General features: G+C 64.8%; 12 protein-coding genes. 7 read left to right on the top strand and 5 right to left on the bottom strand.

What is annotated here, in order from left to right; all coding sequences use genetic code 11:
• Positions 1-29 precede the first annotated feature (29 nt).
• From J8I34_RS20420 to J8I34_RS20410, 3 genes are read right to left on the bottom strand one after another with little or no spacing between them, the layout of a single operon-like run.
• A complete protein-coding gene (locus J8I34_RS20420) occupies positions 30-1,424 on the bottom strand; it encodes a class II fumarate hydratase (protein WP_209806837.1) in 1,395 nt (464 codons plus the stop codon).
• Positions 1,425-1,429: 5 nt separating this feature from the next.
• Positions 1,430-2,419 (bottom strand): tripartite tricarboxylate transporter substrate binding protein BugD, encoded by a 990-nt coding sequence (locus J8I34_RS20415; protein ID WP_029048496.1) that lies wholly within the window; start codon positions 2,417-2,419, stop codon positions 1,430-1,432.
• A gap of 45 nt (positions 2,420-2,464) precedes the next feature.
• The gene (locus J8I34_RS20410) at positions 2,465-3,880 is read right to left on the bottom strand and encodes a class-II fumarase/aspartase family protein (protein ID WP_209806836.1); all 1,416 of its coding nucleotides are present in this window, start codon (positions 3,878-3,880) and stop codon (positions 2,465-2,467) included.
• 126 nt (positions 3,881-4,006) lie between these two features.
• Between J8I34_RS20410 and J8I34_RS20405 the strand changes: the two genes are divergently transcribed.
• From J8I34_RS20405 to J8I34_RS20395, 3 genes are all read left to right on the top strand, one after another.
• The gene (locus J8I34_RS20405) at positions 4,007-4,741 is read left to right on the top strand and encodes a GntR family transcriptional regulator (protein WP_209806835.1); all 735 of its coding nucleotides are present in this window, start codon (positions 4,007-4,009) and stop codon (positions 4,739-4,741) included.
• A 241-nt stretch (positions 4,742-4,982) separates the two neighbouring features.
• Positions 4,983-5,996, top strand: coding sequence for a hypothetical protein (locus J8I34_RS20400; RefSeq protein WP_245176031.1), 1,014 nt, complete (start codon positions 4,983-4,985; stop codon positions 5,994-5,996).
• Positions 5,997-6,131: 135 nt separating this feature from the next.
• Positions 6,132-6,686, top strand: a complete 555-nt coding sequence (locus J8I34_RS20395) for an AAA family ATPase (protein WP_209806834.1) — start codon at positions 6,132-6,134, stop codon at positions 6,684-6,686.
• 174 nt (positions 6,687-6,860) lie between these two features.
• Here J8I34_RS20395 and J8I34_RS20390 read toward each other — a convergent pair whose 3' ends face one another.
• The gene (locus tag J8I34_RS20390; RefSeq protein WP_209772427.1) at positions 6,861-7,844 is read right to left on the bottom strand and encodes a LysR family transcriptional regulator; all 984 of its coding nucleotides are present in this window, start codon (positions 7,842-7,844) and stop codon (positions 6,861-6,863) included.
• Positions 7,845-7,951: 107 nt separating this feature from the next.
• Here J8I34_RS20390 and J8I34_RS20385 point away from each other — a divergent pair, with 107 nt between their 5' ends.
• Together J8I34_RS20385 and J8I34_RS20380 are read left to right on the top strand one after the other, a co-directional pair.
• Positions 7,952-9,004, top strand: coding sequence for an aromatic ring-hydroxylating dioxygenase subunit alpha (locus J8I34_RS20385; protein WP_209806833.1), 1,053 nt, complete (start codon positions 7,952-7,954; stop codon positions 9,002-9,004).
• Positions 9,001-9,945: a PDR/VanB family oxidoreductase gene (locus J8I34_RS20380; RefSeq protein ID WP_209806832.1), complete on the top strand. Its 945-nt coding sequence runs from the start codon at positions 9,001-9,003 to the stop codon at positions 9,943-9,945. The genes J8I34_RS20385 and J8I34_RS20380 overlap by 4 nt, the downstream gene beginning before the upstream one ends.
• A gap of 190 nt (positions 9,946-10,135) precedes the next feature.
• On the opposite strand, the gene J8I34_RS20375 is transcribed toward J8I34_RS20380, so the two are convergent.
• Positions 10,136-10,615, bottom strand: a complete 480-nt coding sequence (locus J8I34_RS20375; protein ID WP_029048501.1) for a YbhB/YbcL family Raf kinase inhibitor-like protein — start codon at positions 10,613-10,615, stop codon at positions 10,136-10,138.
• 724 nt (positions 10,616-11,339) lie between these two features.
• On the opposite strand from J8I34_RS20375, the gene J8I34_RS20370 reads away from it, so the two are divergent.
• Both J8I34_RS20370 and J8I34_RS20365 read left to right on the top strand, forming a co-directional pair.
• The gene (locus tag J8I34_RS20370; protein WP_209806831.1) at positions 11,340-12,587 is read left to right on the top strand and encodes an efflux RND transporter periplasmic adaptor subunit; all 1,248 of its coding nucleotides are present in this window, start codon (positions 11,340-11,342) and stop codon (positions 12,585-12,587) included.
• A gap of 103 nt (positions 12,588-12,690) precedes the next feature.
• Positions 12,691-15,876, top strand: a complete 3,186-nt coding sequence (locus J8I34_RS20365; RefSeq protein WP_209806830.1) for an efflux RND transporter permease subunit — start codon at positions 12,691-12,693, stop codon at positions 15,874-15,876.
• Positions 15,877-15,927 lie beyond the last annotated feature (51 nt).

The following is a 15,927-nucleotide window of genomic DNA, read 5'->3' as shown; positions in this document are numbered from 1 at the left end:
TCGCCCGCTGACGCCGTGCGCCTGCAGGACTACGGTTGCCCCTTGGCCAGCCGCATCGGATCCACCAGGCGGTCGAACGCCTCGCCGCTCAGCAATCCCAGCGCGATCGCCGCTTCCCGCGGCGAGATGCCTTGCGCCAGCGAGTGCCTGGTGATCTGCGCCGCCCGGTCATAGCCCAGCACCGGGTTGAGCGCGGTGACCGCCAGCAGCGGGTTGTCCAGGTTGCGCGCCAGCCGTTCAGGGTTGACCGCCAGCCCCTGCACCAGCCGCAGGGCGAAGACGCGTGCGCCGTCCGCCATCACGCGTATCGACTGCAGCACGTTGTAGATCAGCACCGGCTTGGCCACGTTCAGCTCGAAGCTGCCGGAGGCGCCCGCCATGGTCACGGTGACGTGGTTGCCGGCCACCTGCATGGCGGCCTGCGCCACGACCTCGGCGATGGTCGGATTGCGCTTGCCGGGCATGATCGACGAGGTCAGGCCATCGTCCGGCAGCACCAGCTCGCCCAGCCCGCAGCGCGGGCCCGAGCCCAGCCAGCGCAGGTCGTTGGCGATCTTGGTGAAGGAGACGGCAACCACGTTGAGCACGCCCGAGAGCTCGACCAGTGCATCGTGCGCGGCCATGCCCTCGACCTTGCAGGGATTGGCGCGGAAGGCCTGGCCGGTCAGCTGGCTGGCTTCCTCGCAAAAGGCCTCGGCGAAGCCCGCCGGCGCGTTCAGGCCGGTGCCGGCCGCGGTACCGCCCTGCGGCAGCACCAGCAGGCGCGGCAGGGTGCCGCGTACGCGCCCGATGGCGTTGTCGAGCTGCGCGGCAAAGCCGTCGAACGCCTGCCCCATGGTCATGGGCACGGCATCCATCAGGTGCGTGCGCGCGATTTTGAGCACATCGGCAAAGGCCCGGGCGCGCTCGCGCAGGGCGTCGCGCAGCAGCGCCAGGGCGGGCAGCAGCCGGTCTTCCAGCTCCAGCACCGCGCTCAGGTGCATGACCGTCGGGAAGCTGTCGTTGGAAGACTGCGACGCGTTGACATGGTCGTTCGGGTGCACCGGCGCGCGCGTGCCCAGCGGCTGGCCAAGCCGCTCGTTGGCGCGGTTGGCGATGACCTCGTTGGCGTTCATGTTGGTCTGCGTGCCCGAGCCGGTCTGCCAGATCGTCAGCGGGAAATGGCTGTCGAAGCGGCCGCGGCGCAGCTCGTCGGCGGCGGCGACGATTGCCTCGGCGATGGCGGTGTCGAGCACGCCGCAACGCAGGTTGGCCCGGGCCGCCGCCATCTTGTGGACGCCGAAGGCATGGAGCAGGCAGTCGGGAAAGCGCTCTTCGCCGACGTCAAAGATCGCCAGTGCCCGCTGCGTCTGGGCGCCCCAGTAGCGGTCGGCGGGGATGTCGACCGGCCCGAAGGCGTCGTTCTCTACGCGGTATGCCGTCATGGCGCTCAGTCCAATGAGATATTGGCCTTGGCCGCCACTGCCTTCCAGCGCGTGATCTCTGCCTGGGTGTGCTTGCCGAGCGCGCTGGCGGTGTACTGCTCAGGCGGCAGCAGCTGGATCGCCTGCGCCGACATCTTGCCGGTGAAGGCCTTGTCGGCCATGACCTTCAGGTAGGCCTGCTGCATCTTGTCGATGACGGCCTGCGGTGTGCCCCTGGGCGCGTAGATGCCGTACCAGGTGCTGGCCTCGAAGCCGGGCAGTCCCGATTCGGCCAGCGTGGGCACGTCCTTGAGCTGCGCCACGCGGGTCGCCGAGGTCACCGCCAGCGGCCGCACCTTGGATTCGGTGATCTGTGGCAGCGCCGTATTGGTCTGGTCGAACATGCCATCCACCTGCCCGCCGATCACGTCGATCAGCGCCGGGCCGGCCCCCTTGTACGGCACCAGCGATACCTGCATGCCCGCCGACGAGGCGAACAGCGCCGCCACCAGGTGCGAGGTGGAACCCACGCCGGCATTGCTCAGGTTGAGCTTGCCCGGGTTCTTCTTGCCGAACTCGACCAGGTCGCGCACGTTTTTCGCGGGATGGTCCTTGCGCACCATCAGGACCATCGGCGTATCCGGGAAGCGGAACACCGGCGCGAAGTCCTTGACCGGGTCGTAAGACAGCTTCTTGTACAGCGCGGGCGCGGCGCCCATGTAGCCCATGTGCCCGACCAGCATGGTGTAGCCGTCAGCCGGCGCACGCGCGGCCTTGGCCGTGCCGACGGTGCCGCCGGCGCCGGGCGAATTGTCGATGATGATCGACTGGCCGACCTCGCGCGCGACCCGCTCGGCGATGGTGCGCGCCAGCGCGTCGGTGGGGCCGCCGGCGGCGAACGGGACGATCCAGGTGATCGGCTTGCCCGGCCAGGCCTGTGCCACGGCAGGGGATGCGGCCACGGCCGTGGCGAGCGCCAGCGCCGCGCAGGCGGCCACTTTGCGGATGGGGTTCATGGGTTGTCTCCCTGGTTTGAAATGATGATGTGTGAGCCTGCTGCCTCAGGCCGCGGATTGCTCTCGGGACAGCGCGACAGCGCGGTCGACCATCTGCGGCGCGAGGCCGAGGTAGTTGGCCGGATCGGTCATCCGGTCGATGGCGGCGCGGTCGAAATGCTGCGTGATGGCCGGCAACGCGGCCAGCGCGTCGGCCAGCGTGCCGCCGTGCTCGTTGACCGTGCGGCAGGCGTCGTAGACCACGTCGTGCGCCTGCTGGCGGCCGATATGCGGGGCCATCCCCATCATCACGGCCTCGGCCACGATCAGGCCGTTGGAGATGCCGAGGTTGTGCTTCATGCGCGCTTCGTCGACGATCAGGCCGCCCAGCGCAAACTTCGCCTGGTGCAGTGCGCCGGCGGTCAGGATGAAGCTCTCCGGGATGGCGATCCATTCCGCATGCCACGGCCCGGTGGCGCGCTCGAAGTCCTGCACCATTGCGTCGACCATCAGGCCGGCGTGCTGGCGCACCGCCTTGGAAGCCGCCAGCATCAGCTCGCTGGAAATCGGGTTGCGCTTCTGCGGCATGGTGCTGCTGGCGCCGCGGCCCTTGACGAAGGGTTCGTACACCTCGGCGAACTCGGTCGACGCCATGATCATGATGTCGAGCGCGATCTTGCCCAGCGAGCCGGTGATGAGCGCGAGCAGGTTGACCGCTTCGGCAAAGCCGTCGCGTGCCACGTGCCAGGTGGTGGCCGGCACGCCCAGCCCCAGTTCTTGCGCCAGGGCTTCCTGCACCGCGAAACCCTTGTTGCCGCCTTCCTTGCTGTCGCCTTCTCCGCCCAGCGACGCCAGCGTGCCGGCCGCGCCGGCGAACTCGACCACGGCCACGCGCGGCCGCAGTTCGGCCAGGCGCTGCTGGTGGCGGTCGAACATGGCCAGCCAGATCGCCGCCTTGTAGCCGAAGGTCACCGGCAGCGCCTGCTGCAGGTGGGTGCGGCCCGCCATCGGCGTGTCGCGGTGCCTGACCGCGAGGCCGGCCAGGATGCCGCGCAGCGCGCGGATATCGGCGTCGATGCTGTCAAGCGCGTCGCGCACCTGCAGCGCGACCGCGGTGTCCATGATGTCCTGCGTGGTGGCGCCCCAGTGCACGTAGCGTCCGGCCTCGCCGCACATTGCCACCAGCTGGTGTACCAGGGGCAGGATCGGATAGCCGACAATGTCGGTTTCCGCGCGCATGTGGTCGAAGTCGATGCGCTCCAGGCGCGACTCGCGGGCGATGACCTCGGCCGCTTCCGCGGGGATGACGCCTACCTTGGCCTCGGCTTTGGCGAGTCCGACCTCGACATCGATATAGCGCTGGATCAGGGCCACATCGGAGAAAATCTGGCGCATGCCGGCGGTGCCGAAGGCATCGCGGAACAGGATCGAGTCAACGACGGTGCTGGCAGTCGGGGCATTTGGGGCCGGGAACAGGGTCATGTTGCTACCTTGAGGGGAAGAGGGCAGTTCATTAATATGTTCGAACATATGCGGCATTAAATATGTTCGAACATATTTAGAAAAGGAGGGTAAACCCGCGTCCGACGAGGCCGCGGGCGGGCAGTCATGAGCAAAACCAATCCGGCAGAGATCAGCAGGCAACTTATCGAGGGCATCACGACCGGCCGCTACGCGGTCGGCTCGCTGCTGCCCACCGAATTCGAGCTGTGCGAGCAGTACCAGGCCAGCCGCTACACCATCCGCGCGGTGCTGCAGGAACTGCAGCAGCTGGGGCTGGTGTCGCGGCGCAAGAACGTGGGCACGCGCGTGGAATCGGCGCGGCCGCGGCCGGTGTTCCGGCCCTCGCTGGCGTCGGTGGACGACCTGGTGCAGTTCGGCGCCGAGCACCTGCGCGTGGTGCAGTCGGTGAAGGAAGTGGCGGTGACGGCAGAGGTGGCGGCCGAAATCGGCTGCGAGCCAGGAGCGCGCTGGCTGCGGATTTCCAGCCTGCGGATGGATGGCGGCAAGGACGGCACGCCGATGGCCTGGACCGACGTCTACGTGGATCCGGCCTATGCCGAGCTCGGCGAACTGGTGCGCGCGTCGCCGGACACGCTGGTCAGCGCGCTGATCGAGTCACGCTATGACCGGCAGATCGCGGAGATCCACCAGGATGTGCGCGCATTCGCCATCGGCGACCGGCGCATCGCCGAAGCGCTCAAACTGGAAGCGGGCGCGGCCGCGTTGAAGATCGTGCGGCGCTACCTGGACGCCGCTGGCGAGACGTTCGAAGTCTCGGTGACCGTGCACCCCGCCGACAGCTTTTCGGTATCGATGCGCTTGCAGCGCTCGGCGGGGTAGGGCAGCGCAGCCGATAAACAAATGGTGCTTCGTCGCTCCGCGGGGTGGGCAGGCAAAGTGTTGTCAAGTGTTGTCAACGGAAAGCGCCGACAGCCTGGTCGCCGCAGCGCCTATCCTATCTGAAACTCGAGCGAAGAATCGACAGCAAGATCGATAGCCCAAAGGGTGCAGGCGCAACCGGCTGATCTACACCCGCTCTTCTACACCCGCTCTTGATGTGGCCGGCCGCTGGCACCCTGTCATGACAACCCTACGCTTCTCGGCGCTCGCCGCCATAATCGCGACATTCCATGCGCTTACGCTTGGCGCAGTCCGATCAGCAAGTGCCGCGCCGGTGATCGTCGAGGTACGCAACTTCACCACACCGACCCAATGCACCGAGGAGGACAATGTCTCGTTCGTCATGAGTTCGCCGGCAATCCAGCGCTTCCGCGTAGAGGCGCTACATCCGCCATATCTCAGCAAGCTTCGCGGATCCCGCTTTCCGCCGGCGGACTTCTCCAACTGCGATTTCGACGAAAATTCGCCCCGCACGGATCCGGGTCGTCGCTTCACGCCACGTAAGGTGCGAATCTACGACGGGCCTGATTTCGCCATCGAAGGCAATACCTACGAGACGTTCTGGCGGCCAGGGTCCGTGCCAGTGGCGGTTTGGGGCAGCGTGTATGACGACTTCCATCTGCTGCAGTTCTACGTGAAGCACCCGCATGCTGGCAAATTGCGCGAGACGCAGGTGCTGGTGTTGTATCCCCCTGACGGATACTGGCGGGCCAAGCCATTGCCGGCAACACCCGCTAGCAGGAATTCATACGGCTCATCGTTTCTGATCGGCCCGATCACGGAGGCTGGCAGACCTATCGTAGAGATCGCAGATATCGATATCGACCCCAAAGGGCGAACCATTCGGCTGCGCTTCGTCGCAGGCGGCGAGGCCAGCGTGAAACTGATCGAAGTGAGCCGCGAGCGCACCGCACTCGATGTGAAATTCAAGCCTGGCTATCGACACTCCAACGTGTCCGCGGCGGGGGGCATGTCAGGCTTCGCGATGTTGCGCTCGATGTATGTCGCCGAAGACAACGCCGATGTGAGCCGCGTCGAGTGGCGTGATGCCGCCGGCCGCGCGCACCACGCCTCTGTGGCCGACACCGCCGCGCTACAGGCGCATTCCGTGCGTTTCGGCAGGGTGGTGCCGTCGCGGCATAATGCCGACGCGCCCGATATACGCTTTGCTGGCTTTGACGACGGCCGCCCTTGAGCCCTTTGAGCCCTTTGAGCCCTTTGAGCCCTTGGAGCCAGGGTACCTCTGATCAACGAGGTCAATGCTTTCGTCCAAGAGCCGCCGCCAAGCGCCGGCACAACATGGCGGCGCCCGTTTTATAGAGGATGAAAGATGAATCGACTTATTGTCATTTCCGGCTGTTCGGGCGGTGGCAAATCCACGCTGCTGGCGGAGCTTGGACGACGTGGCTATCCGGTGGTAGAAGAGCCCGGCCGCCGCATCGTGGCGGAACAAACGCGCAGCGGGGGAGGGGCACTGCCTTGGGTCGATATGACGGCGTTCCTGCATCGTGTGATTGAACTGGCGAGGCGCGACCTGAAGGCCGCAAGCCCATCCGATAAATGGATTTTCCTGGACCGAGGGCTAGTCGATGCGATGGCCGCGCTTCAGCATGTCACAGGTGAACCGCTGTTGAAGGCGCTTGCAGGCGAGGCGCAGCACTATCACCAACTCGCCTTCCTGGTACCACCTTGGCCGGAGATCTACATCCAGGACTCAGAGCGGCGGCATGGCCTGGCCGACGCCATGGCGGAGTACTCGCGGCTTCTTGAAGCGTATCCGGCGCTTGGCTACGATGTCTGCATCGTACCGAAGGCCACCGTTGTTGAGCGGGCCGACTTTGTCCTGGGTGCTCTGCGTACACGCATGCGGAAGTTGTTTGCATAGACGAACAGGGGCTGAGGGTCGCTGACCGACCCGTTGCCGAAGTTCGATCGCGCGCGGCCCAAAGGGCCGTCCACAAGGGCACAACAGCCAATTCTGACGGCCTGGATTTGTGGCGCTCTTTCGGTCATCGTGGACGTCCGCCCACTCTAGTCCCACCACGGCAGCGAAACGTAGTCAGGCCTTGTGCTTTCTTCGTGCTGGCTTGCCGCGAAATGGAGCCGGCACGGTGTCCGGCGACAGATCGGTTTCCGGGTACCGCTCAAAAGTTTGCTTCACTAGTTGACGCAACCACACTATCGCCGGATCGTGGTGAAACCGCGGATGCCAGTACTGGCTCAGTGCGTAGGGAGGCAACGCAACGGGTGGCTTTACCACCCGCACGATGCCGTAGCGGCTGAAGACGTTCGCCAGCTCTTCAGGCACCGTTGCAATCAGCTCGGGTTGCTGCTCCATCAGCAGTGGAATAGTGAGAAAGTGAGGCGTATGAAGGTAGATATTGCGCCTGAGCCCGTGGCGTTCGAATGCCTCATCGTAGGAGGGGCTTGACCGGCCGGCGAGGCTGACGGCGACGTGTGGCATCGACTCGAATTGCTCGAGCGTCAGGGCGTCGCGTACCTGCCTGTTCTTCTTGCTGACGATGGTCACGAAGCCATGCATGAACAGCTGCTGCTGAAACAGCGATTCCGGCGCAGATTGCACGGAACCCAGCAGCAGGTCAGCGTCACCCGCTGCCAGCAGCGCTTCGATCTGGGGAATCGGCACCTGCAGCGTACGCAATTTGCAACGCGGCGCCACCACGCGCAGCCGCTTCATCAGCGGCGGCAGGAACACCAGCTCACCCATATCGGTCATGCAGAGCGTGAAGGTGCGCTGCATCGATCCCGGATCGAAGCTCGCCTGCGGCAGTACGCGCGTGCGCATTGCGGTCATGACATCGAGGACGGTCTCTGCCAGAGCTTCGGCCTTGGTCGTCGGCGTCATCCCTGCGGACGTCTTGACGAACAGCGGATCGTCGAAGTACTCGCGCAAGCGGTTCAGGGCATGACTCATTGCGCTCTGCGTAAGGCCGAGCTGCTGGGCTGCGCGCGTGACGCTGCGTTCGCGGAGCATGGCGTCGAACACCGTCAGCAGGTTGTAGTCGAAATCGTCAGTATGCATGTCGTACATTCCATCAATGACTGGCATGATATTGACGCATGTTGGCCTCTTACCTAATCTCCTGTCAACACGCCTCGCAGAGGGCGTTCACTCAACAGGAGACATGCATGTTCGTCAGGAACACCTGGTATGTGGCTGGCTGGGACAATGAGGTCGGCGCAAGCGATCTGTTCAGTCGTACGATCATCGGAATTCCGGTACTGATGTACCGCTCCGAGGACGGTACGCTTCACGCACTGGAGGACCGTTGCTGCCATCGTGGAGCGCCGTTGTCGGTCGGTCGGCGGGAAGGCGACTGCGTGCGCTGCATGTACCACGGCCTGAAGTTCGACACGTCTGGCAAGTGCGTCGAGGCGCCAGCGCAGCAAAGAATTCCGCCACAGGCGCGTGTGCGCGTATTTCCGGTGGTCGAGCGCAACCGCTGGATCTGGATCTGGATGGGCGATCCCGAAGCGGCGGATCCTGATTTGATCCCCGATACGCACTGGCTCGCCGATCCCGCCTGGCGCAGCCTCGACGGGTACATTCACTACGACGTGAACTATCTGCTGATCGCCGACAACCTGCTCGATTTCTCGCACTTGCCGTTTGTGCATCCCACCACGCTCGGTGGCGGCGAGGACTATGCCGCCGCACAGCCCAAAGTCGAGCGGCTGGAGGATGGCGTGCGCATTACGCGCTGGGCCATCAATACGGAAGCGCCGCCATTCGCCAGGCAAGTGAAGAACTGGCCCGGCAGGGTCGATCGCTGGAATATCTACAACTTCACGATTCCTGCCATCCTGCTGATGGATTCGGGCATGGCGCCCACGGGCACCGGTGCGCCTGACGGAACGCGTGCCGATGCTGCGGAGTTTCGCGGTTGCCAGGCGCTGACGCCGGAAACGGAAACCTCCACGCATTACTTCTTCGCGCATCCCCACAATTTCGCGATCGACAATCCGGAGGTCACGCGTTCGATTCACCAAAGCGTGGTCACAGCGTTCGATGAGGATCGCGACATTATCACGGCGCAGCAACGTTCGCTGGCTCTGGCACCCGGCTTCAAGATGGTCCCGTTTTCCATCGACGCAGCGTTATCGCAGTTCCGGTGGGTCGTCGAACGCAGGCTCGCCGAGGAGTCTGCGCAGACCCGGGACAGTCAGACCAGGGCGGCATGATGGAACTTCTCGTGACTGGCCTTCGGCTGGAGGCCGAAGGCGTGCTCGGTGTCGAGCTTCAGCATCCTTCGCGTGAGGCGTTGCCGCCGTTTGAACCGGGCGCACATGTTGACGTAGGCTTTCCAAATGGCCTTACGCGGCAATATTCGATTGCCAGTTCGTCGACCGACAGGACCCGCTATTGGCTCGGCATCGGTCTGGCTGCAGCGTCTCGCGGCGGCTCCCGTTTTGCCCATGAGCAGTTGCGGCTCGGTGATTCCCTGCATGTGGGAGTACCGCGATCGTTGTTCGGGCTGGAGGAGGCGGCTCCAGGCCATTTGTTTGTAGCCGGAGGCATTGGCATTACACCGATCCTGAGCATGATCCGCCGGTGTATCGACCTCGGGTACGCGTGGAGTCTGCTGTATTGCGCGCGCTCGCGGCGCCATGCCGGGTATCTTGAGCAGCTCGCGCCATTTGCGGATCGGATCGTGTTGCATGCCGATGACGAACATGACGGCCGGGCCGACTTCGAGGCGGCGTTGCGGCGGATGCCATCGGGCTGGCATGTCTACACCTGCGGGCCTGGTGCCATGATGGATGCAGTGTGCGGTCACGCGCAGACGCTCGGCATCGATCCTCTTGCCGTGCATGTCGAACGGTTCAGCGCCGGTTCGCAAGTGACCGCCGAACCCCACGCGTTTCAGGTGCGTCTGCTCAGGCATGGGGCACGATTCACGGTCCCGCAAGGTGCCAGCATCCTTGAGGTACTTGAGGCGAACGGCGTGTGCCTTCCGTCTTCCTGCCGCGAGGGGTTGTGTCGAAGCTGCGAAGTCCCGCTGGCTTCCGGCGTGGCCGATCATCGCGACTACGTGTTGAGCGAAGACGAGCGCATCGCAAACAAGTCGATCTTGATCTGCGTCTCTCGAGCGAAGTGCGCGGAGCTGGTTTTGGACATATGAGCGCGCGAGAACGGGCATGGACTTGAACCAGGTGCCCTTCTTGGCCGATGAAGCTCAGGCAATCCTGTCGCGTTCGCGCGAGTCGGGCGAGGCCGCCAAGGCGGCCCCCTTCGTTGATATTTCCGTACGCGGCCGGCGAGCAGACCGGTGCCTTCGCACTGCCTCTGCCGGGGCCGGGTGCACGACTACGTCAGCGCGCGTGCTTCTGGTAGGTCCCGATGAGTTCGGCATGGGCCAGTATGTGCCCCTGCATGGCCTGTTCCAGCGCCGCCTTGTCCGGCTTGCCGAGATCCGGCAGCACGACGTCCAAGGCATATAGCTTGTGGAAATACCGGTGCCGGCCAACCGGAGGGCACGGCCCGCCGTAATCGGCGCGGTGCCAGTCGTTGAAACCTTCGCGAGCGCCGGGCGGCAAGCTATGCCGGCTCATACCTTGCGCAAGCGAGCCGGGCTGAGGAGGCAGGTTGTACACGAGCCAATGGACCCATGTCATTTGCGGTGACGCCGGGTCCGGCGCATCCGGATCATCGACAACCAAGACCAGGCTGGCAGTGGAGGGTGGCAAGCCTGACCACGCCAGGGGAGGTGACACATCGGCGCCTTCGCACGTGTGCACGGTGGGAATCTCCCCGCCTTGGGCAAACGCGGGGGATGTCAGTATGAGCGGCATCGATGGCCTCTGCTGGGCAAGTAGTGCTGTTCCGAACAGCATGGCCGCAAAGGCCAGCAACCTCGGTAGAAGTGCCAATCGCACCATATCTGCCCCCGCCGGCGCATGACGGCAATTCCAACTTAGCCCGGATACAACCCATGCGCAAGGAACCGCGCAGTCTTCCGAACCCCGACCCGCAACAGCCATGGACCACGCCTGCAGTGAATGGCTGTTTCCGTCAGTGAGCGTTCCGTTCACCCGTCCCCAAACGTCGCGCCGCATCAGACTGCCTCATTGGTGAAGGCCCCGGCCATAACACCAGGGCCCCGTCGAAACGTACTGCCCGGATCCACGTCTTGAAAGTGCTGGCTAGGTCCGGCGTGATGGGCTGGACGCACGCACGGGCCCTGGTCTGCCGCAGACAGCTGCGCAGGCTGTTGGCATCGGCCAGCGACAAGATCCCACTGCTGCACATGGAGGTGCACAGCGTTGCTCCACCACAAATTCCTTGCGTCTTGTAACTACGACTATTAAGATCGTAGTTATGGTGCCGTTCGGGTGCCACCGATATGCCAGGGTGCGCGGCACTGGGCTAAGGGCCGGGGACTGAATGTTCCGATACGCTGAAATTGCGATCGGAGCCTTCATGGCCACTAGCGCACCTGCGACCTCCAGCTTGAGGCTGGATTGAGGGAAGGGCGCATCGACTCGAGAGTCTCAACGATGCATGGAGTGAAGAAGGATGAATCGCAAGTCTCGACAAACGCTGCTCGCCGCTGCCCTCGTGGCGATCCTGGGGGCCGGCGTGGCAGCTTCGGTACTGCGTCCCCGGCACGGCGGGGACGCACAGGCTGCCACGCCGCCGCCCGCCCCGGCGGTTGAGGTGGCGGCAGTGGTGGGCAAGACCATCACCGAATGGGATGAATTCTCGGGCCGCATCGAGGCCGTGGACCGTGTGGAGATCCGTCCGCGTGTGTCCGGCACGATCGAAACGGTGCATTTCCGCGACGGCTCGATCGTGATGAAGGGTGACCCACTGTTCACGATTGATCCGCGCCCGTATGCGGCCGAAGTGGCGCGCGCCGGGGCCGCGCTGGCGGCGGCGCAGGTACGTGCGTCGCATGCGCAGACCGAAAAGGCGCGCGCCCAGCGCCTGCTCGACGACAACGCGATCTCGCGCCGCGAGTTCGACGAGCGCATCAACGCGGCCAGCGAGTTGTCGGCCGACGTCCGTGGCGCGCAGGCTGCACTGGAAGTGGCGAAGCTGAACCTGGGTTACACGCGCATCGTTGCACCGGTCACAGGCCGGGTGTCGCGTGCGGAGATCACGGTGGGCAACCTCGTGGCGGCCGGCGCGGCATCGCCGCCGCTGACCACGGTGGTATCGGTGTCGCCGGTGTACGCGAGCTTCGATGTCGATGAGCAGAGCTACCTGCGCTACACGGCGCCGAGCGCTGGCGGCGGCAAGAGCGACCTGCCGGTATTCCTGGGCCTGGCCAACGAGACTGGCAATCCGCACAAGGGCCGGATTCATTCGATAGACAACCGGCTCGACACGCGCAGCGGCACCATCCGCGTGCGCGCGGTCTTCGACAACGAGGACAGCCGCCTGCTGCCCGGCCTGTACGCGAAGGTCAAGCTCGGCGGCGGCTCGCCGTATCCCGCCGCGCTGGTCAATGACCGCGCCATCGGCACCGACCAGGGCAAGAAGTTCGTGCTGCTGGTGGACAAGGCCAACAAGCTTGCGTACCGCGAAGTCGAACTGGGGCCGACCTACGAAGGGCTGCGCGTGATCCGCAAGGGCCTGCAGCCGGGCGAGAACATCGTCGTGAACGGCCTGACGCGCGTGCGCCCCGGCGACACCGTGACCCCCAAGCCGGTGGCGATGGCCTACCGCAGCGAACTGGAGTCGCGTGGCAGCTCGACCGACCGCAAGCAGGCCGAGGCTGACGGGAAGGCCGGCGAGGCCGGCAAGGCCACGGTGAGCTGAGTCCCGCCCTCCGCCACAGCCCGAACTGGAATTCTCCCCTGAGGTTGCACATGGCCTCCGCCTTGGCGGACCGCCAGCGGGAACTGCTTTTGCCGAGACCAAGATGAATTTCTCTAAATTCTTTGTCGACCGCCCCATCTTCGCGGGCGTGCTGTCGGTGCTGATCTTCCTGGTCGGCGCCATCTCGATGTTCAATCTGCCGGTCTCTGAGTACCCGGAAGTGGTGCCGCCGTCGGTGGTGGTGCGCGCGCAATTTCCTGGCGCCAACCCCAAGGTGATCGCCGAGACCGTGGCCACGCCGCTGGAAGAGCAGATCAACGGCGTCGAGGACATGCTCTACATGAACTCGCAGGCCAATACCGACGGCACGCTGACGCTGACGGTGACCTTCAAGCTGGGCACCGACCCGGACAAGGCCCAGCAACTCGTGCAGAACCGTGTCTCGCAGGCCGAGCCGCGCCTGCCGGAAGACGTGCGCCGCCTGGGCATCACCACGGTCAAGAGCTCGCCCGACCTGACCATGGTGGTCCACCTGGTCTCGCCCAACGACCGCTATGACACGACCTACCTGCGCAACTACGCGCTGATCAACGTGAAGGACCGCATCGCGCGGATCCAGGGCGTGGGCCAGGTGCGGTTGTTCGGCGCGGGGGACTACTCGATGCGCGTGTGGCTGAATCCGGAGAAGATCGCCGAGCGCGGGCTCGCCGCGTCAGACGTGGTGCGCGCGATCCGCGAGCAGAACGTGCAGGTGGCGGCAGGCGTGCTCGGCCAGTCGCCGGCGCTGCCGGGCACCGACCTGCAGCTGTCGGTGAATGCGCAGGGTCGGCTGCAGACGGTAGAGGAGTTCGGCGACATCATCGTCAAGACTTCGCCAGACGGTGTGGTCACGTACCTGAAGGACATTGCGCGCATCGAACTGGGTGCGTCGGAATATGCGCTGCGTTCGCAGCTGGACAACAAGTCCGCGCTGTCACTGCTCATCTTCCAGTCACCGGGAGCGAACGCGATCGAGATCTCGAACGAGGTGCGCAAGACCATGGCCGAGCTGAAGCAGAACATGCCGGAAGGTGTGGCCTACAGCATCGTCTACGACCCCACCCAGTTTGTGCGCCACAGCATCGATGCGGTGGTCCACACGCTGTTCGAGGCGATCTTGCTGGTGGTGCTGGTGGTGATCCTGTTCCTGCAGACCTGGCGCGCATCGATCATCCCGCTGCTGGCGGTGCCGGTGTCGATCGTCGGTACCTTCGGCCTGATGCATGCGTTCGGCTTCTCGATCAACGCGCTGAGCCTGTTCGGGCTGGTGCTGGCGATCGGCATCGTGGTGGACGATGCGATCGTGGTGGTGGAGAACGTCGAGCGGAACATCGAGGAAGGGCTGTCGCCGAAGGAAGCCACCTACAAGGCCATGCGTGAAGTCAGTGGTCCCATCATCGCCATCGCGCTGACGCTGATCGCCGTGTTCGTGCCGCTGGCGTTCATGACGGGACTGACCGGCCAGTTCTACAAGCAGTTCGCGTTGACGATCTCGATCTCGACCATCATTTCGGCCTTCAACTCGCTGACGTTGTCGCCCGCGCTGTCGGCCCTGCTGCTGAAGAGCCATGACGCGCCCAAGGACTGGCTGACGCGTGGCATGGACAAGGTCTTCGGCAAGTTCTTCGTCCGCTTCAATCGCTTCTTCGGCCGCAGCTCCGAAAGCTATGGCCGTGGCGTGAAGGGTGTGATCCGCCGCAAGGGTTCGGTATTTGGCGTCTACGCCGTGATGCTGGTGGCTGCCTGGGGCGTGTTCCAGCTGGTTCCCAAGGGCTTCGTGCCGGCGCAGGACAAGCAGTACCTGGTCAGCTTCGCCAAGTTGCCGGACGGCGCCACGCTGGACCGCACCGAGGACGTGACGCGCCGCATGTCGGAGATCGCGCTCAAGCACCCGGGCGTGGAATCGGCCGTTGCCTATCCGGGCTTGTCGATCAACGGCTTCACCAACAGCCCGAGCGCCGGCATCGTCTTTGTCACGCTGGACCCGTTCGAGAAGCGCAAGGGCAAGGAGCTGTCGGGCAAGGCCATTGCCGCGGACCTGAACAAGGAGTATGCCGCGATCCAGGACGCGTTCATTGCCGTGTTCCCGCCGCCGCCGGTGCAGGGGCTCGGCACGATCGGCGGTTTCAAGCTGATGATCGAGGACCGCGCCGCGCTCGGCTACGACGAATTGTTCAATGCGACCAACGCGTTCATGGCGAAGGCGCGCGCCGCGCCCGAGCTCGCCGGCATCTTCAGCAACTACCAGGTGAACGTGCCGCAGCTTGACGTGCAGCTCGACCGCGTCAAGGCCAAGCAGCTCGGCGTGCCGGTGACCGATGTGTTCGATACGCTGCAGACCTACCTGGGTTCGGCCTACGTCAACGACTTCAACAAGTTCGGCCGGACCTACCAGGTCAAGGTGCAGGCGGATGCGCAGTACCGCCAGCATGCCGAGGACATCCTGCAGCTGAAGGCGCGCAGCGCCAGCGGCGAGATGGTGCCCCTGTCGTCGCTGGTGCAGGTCAGGCAGGGCTTTGGCCCGGATAGCGTGATCCGCTACAACGGCTTCACGGCAGCCGACCTGAATGGCGGCCCGGCGCCGGGCTTCTCGTCGGGCCAGGCACAGGCCGCCGCCGAGCGCATCGCTGCCGAAACCTTGCCGAAGGGCATCGGCTTCGAATGGACCGAGCTGACCTACCAGGACATCCTGGCCGGTAATGCGGGGGTGTGGATCTTCCCGTTGTGCGTACTGCTGGTGTTCCTGGTGCTGGCCGCCCAGTATGAAAGCCTGACGCTGCCGCTGGCCGTGATCCTGATCGTGCCGACGAGCCTGCTGGCCGCCATGACGGGCGTATGGCTGACGCAGGGCGACAACAACATCTTCACGCAGATCGGCTTCATCGTGCTGGTCGGGTTGTCCGCGAAGAACGCGATCCTGATCGTGGAGTTCGCGCGCGAGCTGGAGCATCACGGCCGCACCGTGGTCGAGGCTGCGATCGAGGCCAGCCGACTGCGGCTGCGTCCGATCCTGATGACGTCGTTCGCTTTCATCATGGGCGTGGTGCCGCTGGTGGTGTCCAGCGGTGCCGGCGCGGAGATGCGACAGGCCATGGGTGTGGCGGTGTTCGCGGGTATGCTCGGCGTGACTTTCTTCGGGCTGTTCCTGACGCCGGTGTTCTATGTGGCGTTGCGCTTGCTGGCGACGCGGGGGGAGCGGCGCAAGGCGTCGGCGTCGGTGGAACACCAGGCGATGGCGTCCGCTGAATAGCGCGTGTTTGCTCCCCTCTCCCGCGAGCGGGAGAGGGGAGCTACCTCGGTG

The organism is Cupriavidus phytohabitans, from assembly GCF_017815025.1.
Classification (GTDB): Bacteria; Pseudomonadota; Gammaproteobacteria; order Burkholderiales; family Burkholderiaceae; genus Cupriavidus.
This window is presented reverse-complemented; position numbering and strand designations above follow the sequence as displayed.